This window comes from Maribellus sp. YY47 (genome assembly GCF_023111095.1).
Classification (GTDB): Bacteria; Bacteroidota; Bacteroidia; order Bacteroidales; family Prolixibacteraceae; genus Draconibacterium.
Genome location: NZ_JALGYW010000026.1, coordinates 20,006 through 43,512, shown reverse-complemented (window position 1 = coordinate 43,512; position 23,507 = coordinate 20,006). Strand labels below are relative to the sequence as shown.

The 23,507-nt window shown below is 42.5% G+C and carries 19 protein-coding genes; 14 read left to right on the top strand and 5 right to left on the bottom strand.

The genetic code is table 11. The annotated features are described in order from the left end of the window. Positions 1-75 precede the first annotated feature (75 nt). The 4 genes from MR764_RS17715 to recO all read left to right on the top strand — a co-directional run bounded on the left by MR764_RS17715 (position 76) and on the right by recO (position 4,303). The gene (locus tag MR764_RS17715) at positions 76-378 is read left to right on the top strand and encodes a metalloregulator ArsR/SmtB family transcription factor (RefSeq protein WP_247980789.1); all 303 of its coding nucleotides are present in this window, start codon (positions 76-78) and stop codon (positions 376-378) included. A 122-nt stretch (positions 379-500) separates the two neighbouring features. Beyond that, positions 501-1,091, top strand: a complete 591-nt coding sequence (locus MR764_RS17710) for a non-canonical purine NTP diphosphatase (RefSeq protein ID WP_247980788.1) — start codon at positions 501-503, stop codon at positions 1,089-1,091. Further along, on the top strand, positions 1,088-3,406 hold the full coding sequence (locus MR764_RS17705) for a two-component regulator propeller domain-containing protein (protein WP_247980787.1): 2,319 nt from the start codon (positions 1,088-1,090) through the stop codon (positions 3,404-3,406). The genes MR764_RS17710 and MR764_RS17705 overlap by 4 nt, the downstream gene beginning before the upstream one ends. A 171-nt stretch (positions 3,407-3,577) precedes the next feature. Continuing rightward, positions 3,578-4,303 (top strand): DNA repair protein RecO, encoded by a 726-nt coding sequence (gene recO / locus MR764_RS17700; RefSeq protein WP_247980786.1) that lies wholly within the window; start codon positions 3,578-3,580, stop codon positions 4,301-4,303. A 228-nt stretch (positions 4,304-4,531) separates the two neighbouring features. On the opposite strand, the gene MR764_RS17695 is transcribed toward recO, so the two are convergent. Beyond that, positions 4,532-5,398 (bottom strand): hypothetical protein, encoded by an 867-nt coding sequence (locus MR764_RS17695; RefSeq protein WP_247980785.1) that lies wholly within the window; start codon positions 5,396-5,398, stop codon positions 4,532-4,534. 347 nt (positions 5,399-5,745) lie between these two features. On the opposite strand from MR764_RS17695, the gene cysQ reads away from it, so the two are divergent. From cysQ to MR764_RS17665, 6 genes are all read left to right on the top strand, one after another. Beyond that, the gene (gene cysQ, locus MR764_RS17690; RefSeq protein ID WP_247980784.1) at positions 5,746-6,570 is read left to right on the top strand and encodes a 3'(2'),5'-bisphosphate nucleotidase CysQ; all 825 of its coding nucleotides are present in this window, start codon (positions 5,746-5,748) and stop codon (positions 6,568-6,570) included. Between the two features lie 252 nt (positions 6,571-6,822). Further along, positions 6,823-7,095, top strand: coding sequence for a hypothetical protein (locus tag MR764_RS17685; RefSeq protein ID WP_247980783.1), 273 nt, complete (start codon positions 6,823-6,825; stop codon positions 7,093-7,095). A 225-nt stretch (positions 7,096-7,320) separates the two neighbouring features. Further along, a complete protein-coding gene (locus MR764_RS17680) occupies positions 7,321-7,800 on the top strand; it encodes an SPOR domain-containing protein (protein ID WP_247980782.1) in 480 nt (159 codons plus the stop codon). A gap of 605 nt (positions 7,801-8,405) precedes the next feature. Further along, positions 8,406-8,831 carry a dCMP deaminase family protein gene (locus MR764_RS17675; protein WP_247980781.1) on the top strand — a complete coding sequence of 142 codons (426 nt, stop codon included), beginning with the start codon at positions 8,406-8,408 and terminating at the stop codon, positions 8,829-8,831. A gap of 41 nt (positions 8,832-8,872) precedes the next feature. After that, positions 8,873-10,531: a S41 family peptidase gene (locus tag MR764_RS17670; protein WP_247980780.1), complete on the top strand. Its 1,659-nt coding sequence runs from the start codon at positions 8,873-8,875 to the stop codon at positions 10,529-10,531. A gap of 622 nt (positions 10,532-11,153) precedes the next feature. Then, the gene (locus MR764_RS17665; protein ID WP_247980779.1) at positions 11,154-11,549 is read left to right on the top strand and encodes a hypothetical protein; all 396 of its coding nucleotides are present in this window, start codon (positions 11,154-11,156) and stop codon (positions 11,547-11,549) included. Between the two features lie 105 nt (positions 11,550-11,654). On the opposite strand, the gene nadA is transcribed toward MR764_RS17665, so the two are convergent. The 4 genes from nadA to MR764_RS17645 all read right to left on the bottom strand — a co-directional run bounded on the left by nadA (position 11,655) and on the right by MR764_RS17645 (position 19,666). Beyond that, positions 11,655-12,647, bottom strand: coding sequence for a quinolinate synthase NadA (nadA, locus tag MR764_RS17660; RefSeq protein ID WP_247980778.1), 993 nt, complete (start codon positions 12,645-12,647; stop codon positions 11,655-11,657). 134 nt (positions 12,648-12,781) lie between these two features. Then, the gene (locus tag MR764_RS17655; RefSeq protein WP_247980777.1) at positions 12,782-14,686 is read right to left on the bottom strand and encodes an endonuclease; all 1,905 of its coding nucleotides are present in this window, start codon (positions 14,684-14,686) and stop codon (positions 12,782-12,784) included. Between the two features lie 156 nt (positions 14,687-14,842). After that, a complete protein-coding gene (locus MR764_RS17650) occupies positions 14,843-16,378 on the bottom strand; it encodes a BACON domain-containing carbohydrate-binding protein (RefSeq protein ID WP_247980776.1) in 1,536 nt (511 codons plus the stop codon). A gap of 18 nt (positions 16,379-16,396) precedes the next feature. Continuing rightward, positions 16,397-19,666, bottom strand: a complete 3,270-nt coding sequence (locus MR764_RS17645; protein ID WP_247980775.1) for a carboxypeptidase regulatory-like domain-containing protein — start codon at positions 19,664-19,666, stop codon at positions 16,397-16,399. Positions 19,667-20,435: 769 nt separating this feature from the next. On the opposite strand from MR764_RS17645, the gene MR764_RS17640 reads away from it, so the two are divergent. The 4 genes from MR764_RS17640 (at position 20,436) to MR764_RS17625 (ending at position 23,447) form a co-directional block, all read left to right on the top strand. Next, positions 20,436-20,852 carry a hypothetical protein gene (locus MR764_RS17640; RefSeq protein WP_247980774.1) on the top strand — a complete coding sequence of 139 codons (417 nt, stop codon included), beginning with the start codon at positions 20,436-20,438 and terminating at the stop codon, positions 20,850-20,852. 63 nt (positions 20,853-20,915) lie between these two features. Further along, entirely contained in the window at positions 20,916-21,248 is a 333-nt protein-coding gene (locus MR764_RS17635; protein ID WP_247980773.1) for a PadR family transcriptional regulator, read from the top strand. A gap of 32 nt (positions 21,249-21,280) precedes the next feature. Continuing rightward, entirely contained in the window at positions 21,281-22,861 is a 1,581-nt protein-coding gene (locus tag MR764_RS17630) for a PspC domain-containing protein (RefSeq protein ID WP_247980772.1), read from the top strand. 82 nt (positions 22,862-22,943) lie between these two features. Beyond that, positions 22,944-23,447, top strand: coding sequence for a DUF4252 domain-containing protein (locus MR764_RS17625; protein WP_247980771.1), 504 nt, complete (start codon positions 22,944-22,946; stop codon positions 23,445-23,447). Positions 23,448-23,507 lie beyond the last annotated feature (60 nt).

The window sequence follows — 23,507 nt, the reverse complement described above, 5'->3', positions numbered from 1 at the left end:
TATTAAAGGTTTTACCCGAAGTGGAAAGCGGTTATTCTTAATTATTTATATATTTGCAAGCGTAAAAAAACTAAGATGGTAGTGGTAAAGGAACTAAATGTTGAAAGATTGGAAATGGCAGCAAGCATGTTGAAAGCGATGGCTCACCCCATGCGTATTGCTATTTTGAAACACCTGGAAGGCGGTAAAAAACTGACAGTTACCGAGATTCACGAACTTCTGAATATTGAACAATCTACCACCTCTCATCATCTTGGAATTCTTAGGGATAAAGGAGTATTGTGCTCAAAACGCGATGGGAAAAATACTTATTACTACCTGAAATTCGATATTTTAAGTCAGATCGTAGATTGTCTTCACTCCTGCACCTGCGAATAAATTTTCAAATTTTTTAATACCAAACCAATTTTTACTTCCCCCTCCATTTTTCGGCGGTAAAGAATGTTGTATTTCGGGTGGCAACCTGATTGATTTCTTTATTTTTACGAAAAATTTGAAAAATGGAACTGGTTTTTGCTACCAATAACGCACACAAAGTAAAAGAGATTCAGGCGATTTTAGGGGATGAATTCAGGTTGCTTAGCCTGAAAGACATCGCTTGCGAAGAAGATATACCCGAAGAACAGGAAACCCTTGAAGGAAACGCTTCGCAGAAGGCTTTTTATGTGTACGACAAATACGGTTACAACTGTTTTGCCGACGACACCGGCCTGGAAATTGAAGCCCTCAACGGAGAACCCGGCGTTTATTCGGCCCGCTATGCCGGAGAAGAAAAAAATTCAGAAGCAAACATGCAAAAGGTGCTGGATAAGCTCAAGAAAATAAATGATCGAAAGGCACGTTTTAGAACCGTGATATCGCTGGTGGTGAACGGCGAAGAAGTACTTTTTGAAGGTATTGTAAATGGCGAGATTTTGCAGGAAAGAAGGGGCGGTGCCGGCTTTGGTTACGATCCTATTTTCAGGCCCGACGGGAAGGATCAGTCGTTCGCAGAAATGGAACTTTCGGAAAAGAATAAAATAAGCCACCGGGGCAGGGCAGTGCAGAAACTGGTCGAACACCTGAAGGGAACCGAACATAAAAGTTTATGAGGAAATTTATACTATCGCTGCTTGGCATTTCCTTAGTATGGGCGTCGTATTCGCAAGGAACATTGGGCAAATGGAGAGACTATTTGTCGTATTCAAATGCCATAAAAGTTGCGGCTTCCGACAGTAAAATCTATTGTGCTACCGAAGGCGGTCTGTTTTACTTCGATACCGAAGACAACAGTTTAAACAAGATCAACAACCTGTCAGATTTTGGGATACAAACCATTGCTTACAGTACTGAAAACAATTTGTTGCTGGTAGCCTACACCAACAGTAATCTCGATATTTTGAAAGACGGAGAAGTAATCAATCTTTCAGATATAAAACGAAAAACCATTACCGCCGATAAAACCATCCATAATATTACTTTCCGGGGAAGCGATGCCTACCTGTCGTGCGGGTTTGGGATTGTGGCGGTAAATCTCGAAAAGGCAGAGATTAAAGATACTTATTTTATTGGTGACGATGGCGGACAAGTGGCCGTATACGATGTTGATTTTTTCCAGGGAATGATTTATGCCGCAACAGAAAAAGGAATGTTGAAAGCTCCTGAAAGCGGCGCAAATTTGCTCGATTACACTTCGTGGATGGAAGAAAATGCGGTGCCCCATGCCGGCGGAAAATTTATTCAACTCGAAGTTCATGCGGGGCAGTTGATTGCCTGTTATTCGCCGGACAGCGGAGGTGATGAATCGTTTCGTTTCGATGGAAACACCTGGTCGGATTATTACTCCGGAATGTCGGAAGTGTTGGAAATGAGAGCCGATGGCAATTATTTAAGTTTCACGGGTAAACAGGAAGTTGTTTTGCTGGATGCCGGAAATGTAATCGTGGGAAAGATCAACCGTTACCAATTGTATGGAGGAACGGTTTCGTCCATTTCATCCAATAGTACGGTTGTGGCAGCGGATGGAGAGATCTGGATTGCGGACAACAGTAGAGCGCTCATTCGTTACGACGGAGATCGTTTTGAATCGCTGATGCCCAATGGTCCCGTCGACAATAGTGTGTTTTCGCTGACGGCCAATAAATCCGATTTGTGGGTGACCGCCGGAGGAAGGACGGATGTGTGGAACAACAGTTGGATAGCGCCCCGTTTTCAGCTGCTCAGGGCAGGCGAGTGGACCAATTTCAGCACATCGGAGATACCGGGGTTTGATGGTTTTAACGATATTGTTTGTCTGGCGGTTGATCCCAACGACCCGAACCATATTTTTGCAGGAAGCTGGGGCGGAGGTCTGCTCGAGATTCGCGATGGTCAGCTGGTGGCTCGTTATACGAACAAGAACAGCCCGTTGCAATCGGCTTTGCCTCAACAACCCGATGAACCTTACGTTCGTATTGGCGGTATTGATTTCGATTCTCAGGGGAATTTATGGATTTGCACCTGGGCGGTTTCCGGAAATAATCTGCACAGCCTGAGTCCGGATGGCGAATGGGAATCTTTTTCGATGAGCCAGGCGCTCGGAAAAGCCACAGGTCAGTTGCTGGTCAATGCTAACGACGATAAGTGGATACTTGTTCCGCGTAACAATAATGCTTATGTGGTCGATAAAACAGGCGATCACAAATACCGCTTGGCGGTAACCAGTTATTTTAGTAACAGCAAGGACGAGTACCTGACAGAAATGAGCGATGTGTATTCGATTGCCGAAGACCAGGACGGAGCCATTTGGATCGGCACGTCGGTAGGTGTGGCGGTTTACTCGAATCCTTACCGGATTTGGAGTACAAGTCCCTTTTATGCTTCTCAGCCCGGATTGGACCTGAACGACGGTATTTATCATCCGTTGCTGTCAACAGAAACCGTAACGGCCATTGCTGTAGACGGGGCGAACCGGAAATGGCTTGGAACTAAAAGTTCGGGTGTTTTTCTGGTTTCCGAATCGGGGGAAAGTGAAGTGGAACACTTTACGGCTGAAAACAGTCCGCTTTTGTCGAACAATATAAAATCAATTGCGATTAACGATAAAACCGGAGAAGTTTTTTTCGGAACCGATAAAGGCTTGATTTCCTATCAAAGCGATGCCAGTGGCGGAAACAACGATTACAGCGATGTGTATGTGTATCCGAATCCGGTGCGCGAAACCTACGACGGGCCGGTTACCGTTGCCGGATTAATGGCCGATACCGATGTAAAAATTACCGATATTGCCGGAAACCTGGTTTTTAAAACCACTTCGCAGGGAGGCCAAGCAATTTGGGATGGTAAAAACCTGAACGGAAATCGCGTGAAAACAGGGGTTTACCTCGTTTTCTGTAACGATAAATACGGGAATGAAACCCATATTACCAAGCTGCTGTTTATTCATTAGGGACAGAGGGATTGAAGGACAGAGGGACTGAAGGATTGAAGGGCTGAATTTGCGAATGCAGAAATGCTACAATGCGTAAATGAAAAAGAATATGTACAGATTAACTGCGAACTCAATTGTCAATGGCCCACTGTGCTTGCCTATTTTAAACATTAAACGCTAGTCAGAAGTATGCTCGCTGCCACAGAAGGAATAGTGCTTCATTTCATTAAATACGGTGAAAGCAGTGTTATTGCGACCATTTTCACCCGCGACTTTGGCCGCCAGAGTTTCATGGTGAATGCTTCGCGAAGCCGGAAATCGAAAAACAAAGCTGGGCTGTTGCAACCTCTTTTTCTGCTCGATCTGGAAGTGTACCAAAAGCAATCGAGGGATATTCAGCGCGTAAAAGAACTAAAAAGTTCGCATGCCTACCAGAACATTCCTTTTGATATAAAGAAGTCGACACAGGCCATTTTCCTGGCCGAGATGCTGTATAAAACCATTCACGAACAGGAAAGTTATCCCGAGCTTTACGATTTCATAAAAAGCGCCCTGCTGTATTTCGATCTTACGGAAGACGGCTGGCAGAATTTTCACCTCTACTTTCTTTTTCGCCTCACCGAATATTTTGGATTTTTGCCTGACACCCAGAAAACAAGTTTTGAATCGTGGTTCGATCTTCGGAAAGGTGCGCTGGTTCCCAACGAGCCCTCTCATCCGATGTTTGCCAACAAAGAAGCGACGGCTGAACTGGTCGCCTTATCAAAACTAAAAATCAACGAACTGGCTGATTTTCGGCTTTCCCGGTCAATGCGTGAAACATTGCTTTCAATCCTGGTCGATTATTACCAGCTTCATTTTGAAAACCTGGGAGAGATCAAATCGCTAAAGGTTTTAAAGGAGGTTTTTCATTAAAAAAATAATCTGAGAGTTACTCCGTGTTTATTAGTTGGGTTTTTATATTGAAAAAAGTTTGTTAAAGCGAATGCTGATCACGTGGAGTATTTGTGTGTTGATCCGGTGATGAATATATGTAAGGATGGTGCTCTGTTCGGATTGCTTTTGCACCTTGCACCACACAAACGAAGAAATAGATCAATTGATTGCTGTATGTTACAAGTTAATGGTAACCCTGAGTGAAAATTAATGTCGATTTCTTATATATTCCCAATCCCGAATTTCGTTAAATTTTCGAAAGCCTTCTATGGCAGATGGATGTTGTAAAAGTGATTCTACACTAACTTCAGGAATCTCTTTCTCGGCAATGCCATTTTTGATAAATATAAAGTTGAATCCCAGCTGATTCGAGCCAACTAGGCGATAGCCTTTTTGTTTGGCTAGCTTTGTCATGGCAACAGGAGATGCACCATGATAGACCGGATGTTCTCCCGGAAAGGAATAATCAGGATCATAAGGAACAACTATATCTTCATATCCAAATTCATTATGTGTTTCAATAATAACAACCTGAGGACTTATAATATGGAGAGCGTCCCAAATCCAATAATCATTGCCATCAATATCAATTGAAAGTAGCCCTGTTTCTCCTTTGAATCCCGCATCTTCAATGATATGATTGATGTTTTCCCGTTTTACGTTTTCACATTTGAATATGGGAGCATAGTTCCACGAGTGAGGATATTTTTTATAGAATCTTTGACCTCGTTTTATAGCCTTGGGATTTCCATCTATAAAAAGACCATGCCAGCCAAAATTAAAATGTAAATTAGCACAATTACTATTGATCCCATCATCAGCACCGATTTCTACGAATGTTTTATTGGTCATTCCAATCACTGAGAAGATAAATAACAATTTTCCGTCTTCCTCGAACTGAGAAAAGACGCGAAAACCGGTATCTGTGAGCTTTGGTAAGCATTCATTTCTTTTACATTCCTGATAATAGTGGAATAACTGGCGTTGAGTTATTTGAGTTGAAGGATAAAACCGATTTCTAATTTTTGCGATCAGAAAATAATTCTTCAGCAGGCTTTTAACGAATTGTTTCATTTTTTACTTAATGTAATGCTAAAAATAGTAATCTCTTTAACATCGTGCTAAAAGAATTAAGTTAAAGCCCATTTCTCGTACGGCTTAGAAAAATGGTTAATGAAGGTTCGCGATTCCAGGCGAAACCGGAATGATTGACCTTTAATTAAACGACAAGAAAGAATTGTTCCCCACTGATAGGCGAAAAGGGATAGGTATAAATGCCGGGTGGAAGTTGGTTTGACGTTCGCAAGAAGCAAACCTGCCCGGAGGATTGTAAACAAACATTTAAATGATTTTGAATTGTTGGCAGGAATAATCGTTTGGAGTTGGTTTCGGATTAATTTTACGGAAACCAATAACCCGCGATGGAAAAATCAGAACTGGAACAGATATTTAAAATACTCGCAGATGCCGGCAAAGCCATTGTTGAAGTGTATAACAGCAAAGATTTTGCCGCTCAAACCAAAGCTGACCATACACCGGTTACGCGGGCAGATAAAGCTTCCAGTAAGATTATAAACGAAGGATTAAAAGCGTTGTTTCCGGATATCCCCGTGCTGGATGAAGAGACATCCATTCCCGCATACGAAGTCAGGAAAAACTGGGAAAAGTACTTTTTGGTTGATCCCCTGGACGGTACCAAAGAGTTTATAAAACGCAACGGAGAGTTTTGCACCAACCTGGCCTTAATAAAAGGAACTTTGCCCGAAATGGGGTGGATATACCAGCCATTGATAAAAACAGGGTGGTACTGTAAACGAGGCGAAGGGATCTGGGAATTCAATGAAAAAGGAGAAATCCATCAGTTAAAACAGCCTGTAATCGAACGCGATGTAATTTGCATTGCTACCAGCCGGTCGTTTTTTAAACCACGCGAGGCAGAGCTGATCGAAAAAATTCAGCGAAATTTTAACGTCGAGATTGTACATTGCGGAAGCTCGCGCAAGCAGGTGCAAATGGTGAAGGGAAATGCCGATATGTACCTGAAAGCCGGTCCCTGTTCGGAATGGGATACCGCCCCCGGTCAGTTAATGGTCGAGGAGTTTGGTGGAGCAGTGTTGCGCCACGATAGTTTCGAGACCCTGCAATACAACCGCGAGGATCTGATTAATCCACATTTTGTCATGCTAAATGCCCGGCTGAATACCCCTGAATTTATCCGTTATATGCAGGCAATTATTCTGGAATAGAAGTGATGTCCTGCTGATTCGTTTTTCTGAAAGTCAATTTTTAAAAATATTCAATTCTCAATTTTGAATGTAAAATATCCAATAAAATCAGGGAAATTGGATATTGGGAATTCTACATTGGATATTCTGGATAAGAGTAAGCATCTTAACTTTCATTTCTGTTGGTGATTCCCCGAAATCACGATTTTTTTTGTTCCTTATCCAGGAGAATGATAACTTGAGGAAATATTCATCAAAAACACGATTACCAGTATGAAACGCTATTTACCTTTTTTGATTGTGGTGCTATTTGCCGGTTTGTTGTTTACCGGATGCGCCACGCAGTCGCTCGGAAACATTACCGATCCTCCGGGATTTCTCAAAGGATTGCTGCACGGATTTATTTTGCTTTTCAGTTTTATTGCAAGCCTTTTTACTGATTATGAGATCTATGCCTTTCCCAATGCCGGCGGGTGGTACAACTTTGGTTACCTGTTGGGAGTAATGCTTTTTTTTGGTGGCGGCGGGGCAAAAGCAAGATGTTAACAAAATAAACACCCGACCTCTCCGTTTTTTAGTTGCAAACAGAATTCTGTGTAAAACTTGCCCTCGTTTCATGTATCGATGGTACGCTTAATGTGTATCTTCGTTTTGTTTAAAAACTGAAACGACCAAAAGAGGAGACTTTCGCGTACAGAAGGAATGATCAATGGGAGTTCCATCTGTTACCATTAAAATAGGCAATTATAAACAGATGAAAAACAGGAAAAAATGAATAGAATAGCATTTATCGTAGCACTTGTTTTAGCATTAAGCGCATGTAAAACAGTTAAGCAACCCGCTCAGTCGGAGTACACGAGCGACAACACCGCTCCAACAAAAGTATTTACGGTTCCGTCAGCCGAAACCAAAACCGAAGTAGCCAAGCCTGTGCAAACCGTGGCAGATGAAAAACCCATTGCCATCCGTAAAGAACAGGTATCGTTTACCGATCAGCTCGAACAAAGTAAAAACGAAGGCAATACATTCTTTGTAATTATTGGTTCGTTTGGTCAGTTAGACAATGCTAAAAACTACCGGGCTACTTTGTTGCAGGAAGGTTTCACCCCGATTATTTTACACAGCGAAACCGGTTACTACCGTGTTTGTGTAAACTCGTACAAAAACGAAACAGAAGCGCGAAGCAGAGTAGCGCAAATCAGACAGACATTCGAAAAATATTCTGATGTTTGGCTATTGATCAAAGAATAATATTTCATTTTTGAATTTTTAAACGCCGCAATTTGCGGCGTTTTTTGTTTTGAAAGTCTTTTGACGATCAATAGCAAAATAAGTTTCAAAGTTGTCTGACTCACCCTGATTGTGCCTGCGACACAATCTTCCCTCTCTAGGCATAGAGAGGGAGTGAGGGAGAGTAAAAGTCATACTTTCATATCTGTTGGTGATTGCTGAGCACCATGATTGTTATGTTTTGCGAAAGCTCTTCAAAGCATATAACGAACAGTTTGCTGTTCAATGCAAGTGTTCCCAAAGTAGTTTAAAACAAGTTCTCTCAAAGGATCTTAGTTTCTGTTTTTGCGGTCCTGGTAAAAAGCTTGGCGTTCTTTGCGTGAATCTTTACTCTTTGCATATCCTCTAAGTTAGGAGCGAATTATACTTTTATTTCTGCTGGCGATAGCTGATAATGATGGTTATTTTGTTTTAGGAAGTGTCATTTTCCCCGCAAAAGGTTTAAAAAAAATTAAAATCAAACCCCGAAGGGCTCAGGCTGTTATATTAAGACCGTTATTCTAAAATCAATGTTACTTTTGTAATCGGGATAGAAAAACGCTACCAATTTAGAAGATTACGCAACTATGGCTAAGGATAATAAACAACAATTGCTCGATCAGCGGTACCTGAAAATGGCCGACATCTGGTCGCAAAATTCATACTGCAAACGCCGCCAGGTGGGCGCGCTGATCGTCAAAGACAAGATGATTATATCAGACGGTTACAATGGTACGCCAGCGGGCTTTGAGAATGTTTGCGAAGACGAGGATAATAAAACCAAACCCTACGTGCTGCACGCCGAAGCCAATGCCATTACCAAAGTGGCAAAATCGGGCAACAGCAGCGATGGAGCAACATTGTATGTCACTTCTTCCCCTTGCCTCGAATGTTCAAAATTGATCATTCAGGCCGGAATTAAGCGCGTAGTTTTTACGGAGAGTTATCGCCTCGAAGATGGAATTAACTTGCTGAAAAGAGCAGGTATCGAGGTCGAACAAGTCGATAGTTAGTTTGTTTTGCTCCTTTAGTATCAAACCGGAAAACAGAAACAATGAATAAGAAAATAGTCATACTGATCCCCATTTTAATCGCTATTTCCATCGCCATCGGCATGCTGATGGGAAACATGCTGAAGACCAATTCAAACAGCGGATTTAGTGGTTTGGCCATGAGTCAGCCCAATAAAATTTCCACCATCCTCGATTTGATCGATCATGGTTATGTTGACAGTGTGAACACCGGCGAAATTGTGGAAGAAACCATTCCCGAGATCCTAAAAAAGCTCGATCCGCACACCACCTATATTCCGGCAAGCAACATGCAGGAGGTAACCGAAGAGATGCAGGGCAATTTTTCGGGAATCGGCATCCAGTTTTCGTTGATGGAAGATACCGTACGCGTGATTGAGGTGATTTCGGGAGGCCCGTCGAGCCAGGTCGGGATTCAACCCGGCGACCGCATTGTTACCGTGAATGATTCGCTGATTGCTGGCGTAGGGAAGGAAAGTAACGATATTCTTCATTTGCTTCGCGGCGAGAAAAATTCGAAAGTGCGCGTTGGCGTCCTGCGGAAAGGCGAAGACGATCAGCTTGATTTTGAAATTACCCGTGGAGACATCCCGCTTTTTAGTGTGGAGGTTACCTATATGATCGATCCCGAAACCGGATTCATAAAAATAAGCCGCTTTGCCAACACCACCTACAAAGAGTTTGTTGAGGGAATGACCCAACTGAATAACGAAGGGGCCAAACGTGTGATTATCGACTTGCGCGGAAATCCAGGAGGCTCGCTGATGGGCGTGCTGCAAATGCTGGATGAGGTATTAAACAAAGGCGATGCGATGTTGTACACCGAAGGTAAAAATCAACCCCGGAAAACCTACAACGCCTCGGGCAAAGGCTCTTTTGGCGAAGTAGAATTGTATGTGATGATCGACGAGTTTTCGGCTTCGGCCAGCGAAATTTTTGCCGGTGCACTTCAGGATAACGACCGCGGGATTGTTATCGGGCGCCGTTCGTTCGGGAAAGGCCTGGTTCAGGAACAGATTCCGTTAAACGACGGTTCGGCGCTGCGCCTAACCATAGCCCGGTTTTACACGCCAAGCGGGCGTTGCATTCAAAGTCCATACGAAGACGGGAACGAAGAATATTACAACCATATTTACGAGCGCTTCCACAACATGGAGCAGCTGGTGGCCGACAGTATTCATTTTAACGATTCGCTGAAATACACCACCAAAGGCGGTCGTATTGTGTATGGCGGCGGTGGAATTATGCCCGACTTTTTTGTGCCGGTCGATACCACGGGCAATTCGGAATACTACAGCAAACTGTACCGCCGCGGGCTGATTTACTCGTTTGCCTACATGTACGCCGATCAGCATCGCGCAGAACTTTCAGAATTTAAAAATGCCGACGAATTTGACGTTTACCTGGAGAAACACCATGCCATCGACGATTTCGTGAAATACGCGCAGGAAAAGGGCGTTCAGAAGGATGCAGCCGGCTTGAAAGAATCGGGAATAATCATCAATACACAGTTGAAAGCATACATTGCCCGAAATATTATTGGGGATACGGGCTTTTATCCGATCATTCAGAAAATTGACAAAACCCTGTTGCGTGCCATCGAAATTTCGCGGCAGGATTTGCTGGTGCAAAACCTGATAGAGGCAGCCGATTCCACGATGAACCACACGGCGCAGAAATAGTTCTCAAAGCAACCGGAAGAAGCCCTCTGGACTGAGGTCTTTCTTTCAACAGAAGAGAATACCTTGCCAGTAGTCGCCGGCATTGTTTCTGTGTTTGTATTTTTTATGAAAATCCACATTTTCATAAAGATATGACTGCGATTTTTTATCGAAATGAATAGTTTCCTAAAGTTTTAGTTCGTACATGGCTTCCCCCGGGAGTTTTTCCCCGAATAAAGCTTTCTAAACTTTAGGAGAATGTATATTTTGATAAAATATTGGTTTAAATGTTTTATCAAAAACCATATTTTCATAAAGAATAAGCGGGATGATGAGGAGATTACGAGGGGAGACGTGGTTTTTAAACGCGTCAGGAACAATGGCGAATAAAATTCACCAATCCCTTTTCCGTGCATTAGTTTGAATGAAAGACGGCAGTTAAACCTTTGAAGATATTCGTAGGAATACAACTCGTAATGCGTTAGTCTTTGGTATAGTGTGTAAATGAGTGCTTCTCCTAAACGCTCGGGATAGAGTCGGAAGTCCTATCAGGACTTTTTCGCAAAATGCTTGGAATTTAATTTTAACGATCAGTAGTATGTAAATTGACCCGATTGTTGCTATTTTTATAAAAAACAAAGTGATGCCCGCAATCAGTTACACACCCATTTTACCCGAACATGTATACGCAGGGTTGACAGAGAACCTTAATGCGAACCCCGGCGCTCTGAAACTGGCCGGTGTGATTCGGGAAAACAAGCCCAGCGGAAATAATTACGTCGATGTGTTTGCCGATATGGTACGCAGGTATGGAAAGGTTGACGCGAAAGAATATGCCCGGAGGATGGGGGCTGAATTTCGTCATTTCGACGGAGCCATCCGTTGCCTGACCGGTATGAGTGTTCACAGCTGGGTTAACGAATACCTGCGGCTGGTGGCTTGCGACCTGGTGGCGCAAACCGCTCTAAATTTCAAGGAAATTGGAAAGATAATGGGCTTTTCACAAAGCAGTTTTTCACAGTTTTCAGGGCTTCGGTAAAAATGCAGCCCTGGGAATACCGAAGCCTTAAAAAGCACGGCAAAAAGCAAAGCTTCTTTTATTAATTCTTTTAGCGCGATGAAAACGGAAGCCGCAGAAATCTGACTACTTCGAGATTTCAAGCATCCGCTGAATCGGTATCCTGGCTTGTTCAATTACATCTGCGGGAAGTGTAACCTCCGGTAGTTCGTGTTTCAAACAGATGTACAGCTTTTGCAGGCTGTTCAGCTTCATGTACGAACAGTCGTTGCAGGCGCAGGTTGAATCGGCCGAAGGCGCCGGAATAAAGATCTTATCGGGGCAGGCCTTGGTCATTTGGTGCAGGATGCCGCTTTCGGTAGCTACAATAAATTTTTTGGCAGCGCTTTTCTGTACATAGTTTAACAAAGCAGTGGTTGAGCCGATGTGTTTGGCCAGTAACAGAACCGGTTTTTCACATTCGGGATGCGCGATAAATTCAGCATCGGGGTGCTGTTCCATCAGCTCTATAATTCGTTCTACCGAATATTGTTCGTGAACCATACAGGCGCCGTCCCAAAGCACCATATCGCGGCCGGTAATGCTGTTGATGTAGTTCCCCAGGTTTTTATCGGGGGCAAAAATCAGCTTTTGGTCTTTCGGGAAGCTTTCTACAATTTTTGCTGCGTTGGCCGAAGTACAAACAATGTCAGACATCGTTTTAAGGGCCGCTGTAGCGTTAATATAGGTCACCACTTTATGGTCGGGATATTGAGCTTTAAATGCGGCAAACTTGTCGGCAGGGGCCGATTCTGCCAGCGAGCAGCTTGCTTTCAGATCGGGAAGAATAACTTTTTTGGAAGGATTGATGATCTTGGCAGTTTCGGCCATAAAATGAACGCCCACAAAAACGATCATTTCGGCATCGGTTTCGGCTGCCGCCTGTGCCAGTCCGAGGCTGTCGCCTACATAGTCGGCAACGTCCTGTAAAGGGCCATCCACATAAAAATGACTCAGGATCACCGCGTTCTTTTCCCTTTTCAACCGGTTAATTTCTTCTACCAGTTTAATCGCCGGATCAATCGCTTCGTCGATGAACCCCTTTTCTTCCAACATGTTATTGATGCTTGTCTGTTCCATCATTTCCCTTTTAGAATTCCTTTAAAAGACCGCAAAAGTAATAATTCATTAAAAATAACATTACGATATCGGGTCTGGTTTATTATAAATGAATTCTTATCCCCACAAATTTAAAATTAGTAAACTACAGGAGTTTATTGTTTGCTGAATTTGGCAAAGGCGTTTTTCCCTTTTGTTGTTTCAAATTGAATGAGGTAAATTCCCGGATTTAACGAACTGACATCAACCTGATTCGAATTCAACTCTTTCCCGAGAACCAGAGAACCTTGTGTGGTGAAAATGCGAATGTATTTCAGGCCTGAAGCATCAGAAATATGAAGAATATTCTGTGCCGGATTCGGGTAAACCGTTACCTGTTCTTTGTTTTCGCGAACATCAAAAATTCCCGTAACAATACTTAAGTCAGTAATGTCGCGGGCTAATAGCTGATATACTCCGTTGTATTGCGAAATTACACCAACGATGTTATTTTCGCTGGATGGCAGTTTTTTCCCGATAAGGCGGGAGTTAGAGGCTGAAAACAAGACCGACTGGCCCGTTTCGTCAGAAAAACTATAGGTGTTATTGCCTTCGGAAATAAGCTGTCCCGCATTTGTAAAGGAAACATTTTTTAACTGCACCAGCACTCCTTCGTAATCTTCTCCAATTTGAGAGCAGGTAATTGTAACCGGTTTAACTTCCTGTTTATTTCCAAAATTGTAAAAGTACTCTACATCCAAAATTTCGGTAAGGGTTGAGTACTCCGCTACTTTTCCGCGTATCACCACACTGTCGCCTACGTTTCCGGTGAATAAAGTGTTGTACACATTAATTCCGTTTCTCGGGCTTTTGCTATCCTGCATGTAGAACGAATAATCAAAGTTGGCCGTTATTCTTCCTGAAATAGTAACCGTTTGATTCGTCAAGGGACTGTTATTACCTGTTCCCTGAACGGTTTTTATCGGGGTGATGTTTTCAGCCTGAATTATTTCGGGGATGAGGTAACTACCCCTCATAATGGCTGAATCTGCACCTGAGCGGGCTTTGATTGTAAAGTAGATCATTTCGTCCGGCAGCTCGTTGATTTGAATCGTAGTGCTATAGAGGTTGTCGGTTTTATTTAAGCGAACAGACTGTTCGGCAGAATTGTAGTTTGGCCCCCAGTACAGCATAACGCTGTCGGGAGTAGTGTTGGATGAAACACGACAGGAAATGGTTACATTTTCGCCCGGAAGAGGTTTTTCGGGCTGCATATTTAATTCGTTAATGCTCGTTGTTGCGGGTTCGCCGTTGCCCCAAATAAGATCAACAAATTCGGGATGATCGACAAACGGGTTACGGTTTTGCTGAATGCGGAAAATGCGTTCATTTCTCCTGCGCTCGAAATCGGAGGGAGGGTAGTCGTTGTTCCATTTAATGAGGGTGGACAATTTTCCGAATTTGGGCAGGGGGTAGGTGTTAAGCTGGTCTGCTAGTTCCAGATCAATTTCATCGCCATCAGCTTCGTAACGCGTGGCCATGTAAAACAAGATGCGCGCCACTTGTCCTTTGGTTAAGGGGCCGGGTTCCCAGGCTTCAGCAGAGTACCAGCAATCGGTGGCTTCGGGGTGTCGGGTTCCGTTGGGTTGAACGTTGTCAAAATCCAGGTTACTCCGATCCTCGTTTACCGATGCATCAGCCGGGCGAAGATTTAGCGCGTCGCCATTCATCGATCGTATATCTTCGAAATCGCCATGTGATTTGGCCCAAACGTGTTCACGGTTAATGTAGTCGCCACCGGTTCCGTAATTACTGGCATTTCTGGAAACTTGCGAATAGAACAGTATCACGTTGTTGGGATTGTTGGGATCAGCATCGGAGTAATTAATGATGTCTCGTACTCGTGCATACGAAAAGTCCACATGGTCGTTGATGATTTCATGCAAAGCTGACTTTAACTGTTCACCCGAGAGGTTTTCCGTTCCATTATAATACCCCATTGGCTGGGCCAGGAGAATTCCGTTCAGGCAGATCAAAAACGTGAAAACAACTGATTTTTTCCAACTTATTGAATAGTGCATTTTCTTTATTTTGAGAGATTTTCAGGACAAATAACAGAAATTTATTTTATTCGGTTTTAAAAATAAGAGGTAAAATTAGTGGAATCAAAATAAAAAAGCCGCACGAGGCGGCTTTCTTTATTTACTCCATTATTTAATAATGGAAGAATAGTTCATTTAATTTGCACTTACGTGGCTGAAATAGAAACTGGGTGAAAGTTCAATTGTTGATACTCCTGTTGTTGCATTTGTGTAGGTAATCTTCGGTGCAATTATTGTTAGTGTATCACCTACTTTCAGACCTTTGGCAGCAATCAAACCTTTTCTGTCATTACCGGTTGCTCCATAGCCCGGATAACAGCCATATACGTAGATTTCACTGGTACCGTCACTCAAATAAAGATTACCATATGTTTCGCTGGCAATTGAAGTAATTTCACCGGTTACCATATAGTAAGTATTGGCATCGTCAGGTTTAGTCAGCGCCTCTGTAACGGTAGCGGGAATTACGTGGGAAATAACGCTCTCCAACACTGCACCACTTACCTGAGGAGATCCATTATAGGCAGCACGTTTTCCAACAATTGTGATAATATCACCTTCTTTTAACCCTTTTGTGGCAAAATCCTGAATTTTATAAACATAGGTTTCGCCTGAGAAATCTCTCAGGTTTAACTTGCCGGATGTAGCATCGGAAATATTGGTAATAATACCTTTTAAACGATATTGTCTGTCACCAACTTCTGCAGCCAGGAATTCTGCAATGGTTGCATCTACAATCGCTCCTGCCTGGCTCAGCGTTGTTTGTGTTGTATAGGTTTTGCTTCCATCGGTAGTGCTGAAGGTGAGCGTCGTTTCACGATCTCCTTCGGCATTCGCTTCGGCTTTGAATTTCACAACAGTATTGTTTCCTGCTGACTGGATAGATGAAATGGATAACCAGGATTTGGCATCATTAGGAATTTCTACCGATACGCCTTGTCCTTTGCAGGTAAGGTATGCAATAAATTCACCACCATCGACAGGAAGCGTTGCGTTTTGTACCGAATCAACTTTCACCAGTGATTTGTTGATTTGGATCACCATTACATTTACCATTTGTGGGTCTCCTTTATAAGAACCTTTTGGACCTTCAATGGTTACTTCATCTCCCACTTCAAGACCCAGACTCAGGAAGTTTTTGTCTACACCCTTCTTGTCAAGAGTACCATAGATATACAATTCTCCTGTTTCGTCAGTTAAATACCAGTTGCCATAAAGTGTGTTGGTAATTTTCGTACAAACCCCTGTTATACGGAGAGTTTTCCCGTCGGGAGCAGCTTTAGCCTCAGCAACAGTAGCTTCGGAAATCTGTGCCAAACCTTGCATGATGTTAATTCTCTGAGTTGCGCCTCCGCAGTTAAGCAGAACCTCTGCAGTACGACCATCAATGGCAGATGGAGCAGAAAAGCTAATCTCTGTCTCGCCTGCCTCGCCGGTAGTTGAAGAGATTGTTAACCACTCAACGGCATCTTTCTCGGTAGTTACTTTCTCTGCCGTCCAGCTGGCTTTAGCTGTTACGTTGATGGATGTAGAACCTCCGCCCTGGGGGAGAGTGACGAACGACGACGATACTTGAATCTCTGGAAGTAAAGTCATGGTTTCTTCATCGTCACAACTTGTCATTAAGGCAAGTATTGCGATGAATATCGGGAATAAATATTTTAATTTCATATTATCTATTCTTTTTTATTAGTTGAAAATATACTTGATACCGATTGATGCATACCAACATTGACCAATTGAGTAGCTTGGCGTAAATGTTTTGGTATTGCCATGGATTGAGGCGGGTGTAGAGAATGTAGCTACACCGTCAGCATCAACACCTTCGTATTTGAGGATACGGGCTTCCGAACCAATTTCCGGGTTCAAATATTTAGCCACACCCCAGTTAGAGTTGAAGAAGTTCATCACGTTTTTGATATCCAGGCTAAGTTGCAGTTTGTGTCCGTTATTACCTGCTTTAAGCGCAAAATCATGTTTGTAGCTGAAGTCGACGCGGTGTACCCATGGAGAGTAAACGCTATAGGCTTCTGCATACTTGCCTTGTTGATTTTTCAAATAATCATCGGCATGCACATAGTCCATAAAACGAGTTTGATCGTCAGTTGAAACAAAGCGGAAGTCGCCGTTTGTCACTTCATCATCAGTTGGAACATAGATTGCATCGTAGTTATAACCGTCACCATTAATGTCGTTAACCGTCATATAGGAGTAGTTGGCTCCACCGCGCCATCCTTCATAGATAATGCCATAGTGGTTACCGCTCTTGTCGTGGGCAGTAATCGATGCCACCAAACGATCGGGAGTGTTGTATTGAGAATTATGTAATTTAATGTGGTTAGGACCTTCCACTGTAGGAACGTAGGTAAATGCAGATTCTGCATTAGATCCCGGCATGCCTGTTACATCTTTGGCAACGGTATGTGTATAAGCGGCCATTAAGCTGATCCATTCTGCAGGTTTGGCATTAAGAGTGATGTTGCCAGACCAGCCATAACCACGGCTTGTGTTTTCCAATACAAATGCCTTTGTGCCGGTACGATAACCATCAGGGTAAATTGGACGGTTGTCAACTCCGTTAAAACGGGCGAAACCACCTGCCGATGGAATACTCCAGTCAGAAATTGAAACACCGTTGATGGTTTTGTTGTAGATTCCTTCAATTGTTGCAGAGAATGGGAAAGATGTTGGGAATGCATAGTCAACAGCAAGTGACGTTTTCCATACTTGCGGCATTTTGAAATCTGGATCTACAGCTGCAATAGCAGAAGGAACTGTTCCATCTTCGGGTGAAATAGTTGAAGGATATCCCAATGAGATTAACTTGTCATAAAGTGCAGTAATGTTGGCTTTTCCGTTGGCATCAGTTACAAGTCCGCCGGCAAATTCATCCATTGTGAAACCTTTTTTTGCTGCGTTCGAAGCATTTATTTGTGCCTGATATTGTACCATTCCGCCGTTGGTTGGCATATTGGTGAAGAATACCAGCGGTAAGTTACCCGAGAAAAGACCGGTACCACCACGAACTTTCAAGCTCTTGTCGCCGGAAGCATCCCATACAAAACCAACACGGGGAGAGAAGATAATATTGGTAGAAGGCCACTCGCCTGTATCAATACTGCGACCAGAATAATCAAGTTCCTTGATGGCTTGATTGGTCATCAGGTCGCTGTTGTTAAAGAAAAGTGCATCAAGGCGAAGACCATACGAAAGCTTGAGTCTTTCGTTAATACTCCAGTCGTCCTGGGCATATACTCCAATTTTGTTTGTTGTTACACGCGCGGCTGGATTGCTTTCTTCGTCATAACCATAGGTCAGGTTTACAATTTCAGGAGCTTCTTCGTTTAAAAAGGCATCAAGACTTGTGTAGCGATAGTAACCTGTACCATTACGCATATAAGCATTATCGGCCATTTTATATTCGTAAGCAATACCGCCAACAATTTTATGATTACCTAAATAATAGGAGATCTCATCTTTAATGTTCCAGACATTGTTGTGAACACCGTTGTTCCAGGTAAAAAGCTCGTAACCCAAAGAGAGGTATGCCTGGTCGTCTTTCAGAATGTCGATAAAAGGAAATTCAGCAGAGCTTGTTCCGCGGATATCGTCAAGTTTCGAGAATGTTGCCAGGAATTGGTTAGAGATGTTTTCCGATAAACGACTATTTAAGTCAAAAGAGAAGGAGTGAACAAGGTTGTCCATCGAATACATCGAGTTGGCATATGACATGGAGGCCTGTGACATTCTTGCCTCAGACATACGAGTACCACCATCCATAGAAGAAGCATTCGGAGATCTCCATGAAACGTTTTTCGTGTAGTTATATCGTAATGCTAAACGATGTTTGTCTGTGATATTCCAATCGATACGGGCAAGAAGCTTTTTGTTGCTTTCATCTGCCGGGAAATTGGTGTAAGATCCTGTTTCATATCCATATTTACTTCTCACAAAATCGGAAACCGTCTTAAGATCGCTTTCTGTTGTGCGTGAAATGTAATTGTCCGGATCAGCCACACCATCAGTTGAAGCTTTCCAGCGGTTGACTATGGTTGGTGTTTTCTCCTTTTCAGCGTTTACGAAGAAGAACAATTTGTTTTTGATAATCGGACCACCTAAAGTGAAACCGTAGGTGGTATTACGGTCTTTATCTCGGGCTCCCTCGATTTGTTGATTTCTGACTGCATCGCCGCGCATGTTTTCATTTCTGTGGTATGTATAAGCGCTGGCTTTGAAGGTATTTGTACCGGATTTTGTAATAGCGTTTACACCGCCTCCAATAAAGTTGGTTTGACGAACATCATATGGAGCGATTACAACCTGCAATTCTTCAATCGCTTCAATCGAGATTGGATTGCCTCCGCCGGGAAGCGCATCACTCAACCCGAAGTTGTTGTTGAAATTAGCTCCATCCACAGTAAAGTTGGCCGTACGACCATCTGTGCCGGCAAAGCTCATACCATTACCTCCATACGGAGAAAGGCGGGTAATGTTCATAATGCTCCGGTTTACAGTAGGCAAATTATCGATCTGGTCATTGGTTATATTGGTTACTGCTCCGGTTTTCTCATTCGAGAACCTTGTGCGGGTTGCCGTTGCAACAACTTCATCTAACGTGAATAACTGTTCTGAGAGTACAGCATTCATTACATAGTTTTCACCTAAACTCAGCGTAATGTTGTTTTGTGTGTATGCACCATATCCAATGAAAGTAACGATTACAGAATAAGGTCCGCCTACACGCATACCGTTTAGGTTAAACCGGCCTTCTATGTTGGTTACAGTGCCATAAGTCGTCCCGGAAGGGGTGTGTGTTGCAATCACGGTTGCACCAATTACAGCTCCATCTGCATCGGTAATACGTCCACTCATACTGGATGTGGTTACCTGTGCATGAACTTGTGATATGATAATTGTAATAAACAATATCACACCGACAAAAATTCTAATTCTTTTCATAAAACTTTTGATTTGGATTAATATAAATGTTTTTTAATATTGAGTTATTGCATGTGAGTATTTGAAGTATGACAATGGCGTTGGCAGAGTTTTCCAATGGGGTATTTGCTTTATTTCTAAATAACCAAAATTCATGTCAATAACAGTGTGTTTTTATTTCTTGTTCTTTCCTGTTATTCAGTCTTTCAACAACAGCGCAAAGGAAACCTTTCTTTGTGAACTTTATGCTAACCAGAAGTTAAATTATTTATTGAGTCTTCTTCCCTTCAGTACAAACCATTGTGCGAATAAAAATGCTATTAATCGCACTCAAAAACAAATGATCACAGATATAGTTGTTAAAAAAATTAACATAGTTGTTAACATGTTATAAAGATGTTTTCAACAGGTGAGTGAGCCGGTTTTCTCAAGTTTGGGATAAGCCCGGCTACACATTATTGTTAAGTATTGAAAAATCACATCCAAATTTTCAAATTTTATTTAACGGCTTATGTGTAATTAAATAGCTGATATAGAGTGTTATGTGTAGATGTGGTCAAATATTTTATTAAAATTATGGTACTATGTGTTGCATGGTACCATAAAAAAGACATATATTTGTAATGCAAATAACAGTGTAAAACTTAGTAGTTTTTTAAAAAAAGTTCTTTGCACAGTGTAACGGAAAGAAAAAGACATCGTCTTAACAACAGAAAACAAGAAGCAGAAAAGCCTGAAAACAGGCCATGAAAACAAGAAACAATTAACAGAAAACTAAAAACAGATCACCATGAAAACAAGAAACAATGTTCAGAAAGCAGTATTGAGGACAGGAGCAGTAATTGTAAGCCTTGTACTGATTAGCTACACAGTAAGCGCACAGGAATTCTGGAAAAGATTATTGGCCAACAGTAGTTTTGGCGACATTGCATTGGCAATGGCAGACGCTGACTACAGCAAAGGAGAAGCAAATCACGAAAATGCAGGTTTCTTTCAATTTGCCACAGAACTTGAACCGGAACTGGAGGTGGAAAGTTGGATGACAGACGATTCCCGGTTTTCGACGGCTACATTCAGCATCGAAACAGCCACCGACACTCCGTTGGAACTGGAACCATGGATGATGGATGAAAACTTGTTCGAACCTGCCGAAAAGGCGCTTGAGTTGGAAGACTGGATGACATCTGAAGCAGTATGGGGCATTTAGTGAAGAGATGAAACAGAGCTGAGAGAGATTAACAACAAAGGATCATTTAACGAGGGACACGTAATGAAGTTAGAAAACACAAAAGCACAGATGAGGAAGGGGGTACTGGAGTACTGTATTTTACTCGTCCTTGATGGAAAACCATTATACGCCAGTGATATTATTGAGGCGCTGAAGGAAGCCAAAATGATTGTGGTGGAAGGAACGTTGTATCCCCTGCTTACCCGCTTGAAAAATGCCGGTTTACTGGCATATCGCTGGGAAGAATCAACACAGGGACCACCAAGAAAGTATTACGAATTAACGGATTCGGGGCGTAGTTTAATGACCGAACTGGGGGATTCGTGGAGCGAACTGGTCAACGCCATTGAAACGATAAAAACCAAAAAAGCTTAATCATTACCGGATAATTTCAAACAAAAAACAAGATGAAGAAGACATTCACAATTAATATAAGCGGGACGATTTTTCACATCGAAGATGATGCGTACGAAGTGCTGCAGAAATATCTGATCAATCTGAAAAATCATTTTGGAGCCGATGAAGAAGGAAAAGAAATTCTTGCCGACATCGAGGCCCGAATTGCAGAGATCTTTAGTGCAAAGTCTGATAACGATAAAAATGTAATTACGCTGGAGTGGGTAAATGAAGTCATTCAGACCATGGGTACTCCCGAGGATTTTGCTGAAGAAGAAGGCGAAGATGAATCTACTGCTTACGAAGCCAAACGTAAACGTCGCCTGTATCGCGATCCCGAGCATCGGGTGCTGGGTGGTGTTTGCGGCGGTATGGGAGCCTATTTTAACATGGATCCGGTGATTTTGAGAATCATTTTTGTGGTCCTGTTCATCGCTACTTCAGGGGTGGCGCTTCCGGCCTACATTATCTTATGGATTGCGGTGCCCAAAGCTACCAATACTGCTCAACGGCTGGAAATGAGAGGCCAGGAGGCTACGGTGAAAAACATTGAAAAATCGATAAAAGAGGAAGTAAAGGAAGTAAAAGAGAGTTACAAGAAGTTTAAAGAATCGGATACCTATTCAAAAGGAAAAAGATCGGTAGAAGGTGCCGGAGACGTGGTTTATAACGTATTCAAGGTCATTTTAAAGGTGTTTGTAATAGTTATTGGAGTTATTCTGATTATCTCGGGGTTCTTTGGGTTGCTCGGATTGATTTCATCGATGGTGATCGGCCATTCTTTTGTTTCGAGCTGGCCGTTGATCTGGAGTCCTGAAGTTTATGTGCCCGATATTATGAATTATTTTGTTGAGCCGGGCATCGTTTCATTCGGAATGGTTTTGCTTGGTCTTTTAATCGGGATACCCTTACTGGCGTTGCTTTTTGTAGGAGTGAAAATGGTTTTTCGCTTTAAATCAAACAATGCGGCCATTGTGCTGTCGATGATCGGAGCCTGGTTTGTTGCACTTATTGTTTTACTGTCGGTTTCAGCCACCCAGCTAAAACATTTCAAAGACCGCTCGTCTATAACAACAAGTCAGGTGGTTGATTGCGACTCGTGCCGGACACTTTATCTGAATATTGCGGATAACAAGTACGAAGACTACACCAAGCTCGATGCAGATATCGAAGGTTTCAATGTGTATGTGGTAAACGGTGAAGAAGTATTTGTGGGAGAACCGCAGTTGGATGTGGTACGTTCAGGTTCTGATGAATTTGTGATAACCGTAAAAAGTGTTTCCCGCGGTAGTTCAAGAGATCAGGCCAAAGAAAACAGCCAAAGTGTGGTGTACAATTATACCGCAACCGATTCAACCATCGTTTTTGATCCTTACTTTTTCCTTGGAGAAGGTGATAAATGGAGAAATCAGGAAGTTTACATCACTGTGAAAGTGCCCGAAGGAAAGACCATCTACCTGGGCGAAGGAATGCAGGAGATTATTCACGACATTGAAAATACGACCAATACCTGGGACAAAGACATGATTGGCAAGTTCTGGGAAATGAAGCCGGAAGGCCTGACGTTAAAAGAAACTGAAGGAGTACAGTAATCCGATAATTCAATAGAAAAAACTCGCGCTGATACCTCGGGGCGAGTTTTTGTAATTCGCATAATCAAACATTGATACCGAAATGAAAACATTAACTACACTTTTTTTTATTCTCGGACTTTTATTGTCAACACTTTTGACTGCCGCACAAAGCAAGGCCGATAAGATGTACGATTCGTTCGCTGATACAGATGGTGTAACAAGTTTTACGTTTACCAAAAATCTGAGCGACGCCTTTAACATCGATCTGGGGGATGAGGGTGATGAGCAAAATGTAAGTGGCGATTTAAAACAGGTTCGGTTTATGACCTATAATCCTGAAAAGGGAGAATGGACTGGAGATGCATTTATTTCAAAAGCAGTGTCCATGCTTTCTTCAAAGTATCGCAAATACGAAGATGAAGAAGCTGATTCAAATACTGAAATCTGGCTTTTGGGAAAAAGAAGTAAATATTCGGAATGCCATATTTTTATTCGAAACAATAATCCGAACGGGAATGCCCTGGTCGTTTCTTTTTATGGCGATTTTAATGTGGACGACCTTGAAGATTTAAAAGAAACCGGTAAAAGTTTCTCAGAAGAATAATTGAAAAACAGTTATAAAAAAGGTGCCTCGGTAGGTTTGACCGGAGCACCTTTTTCTTTT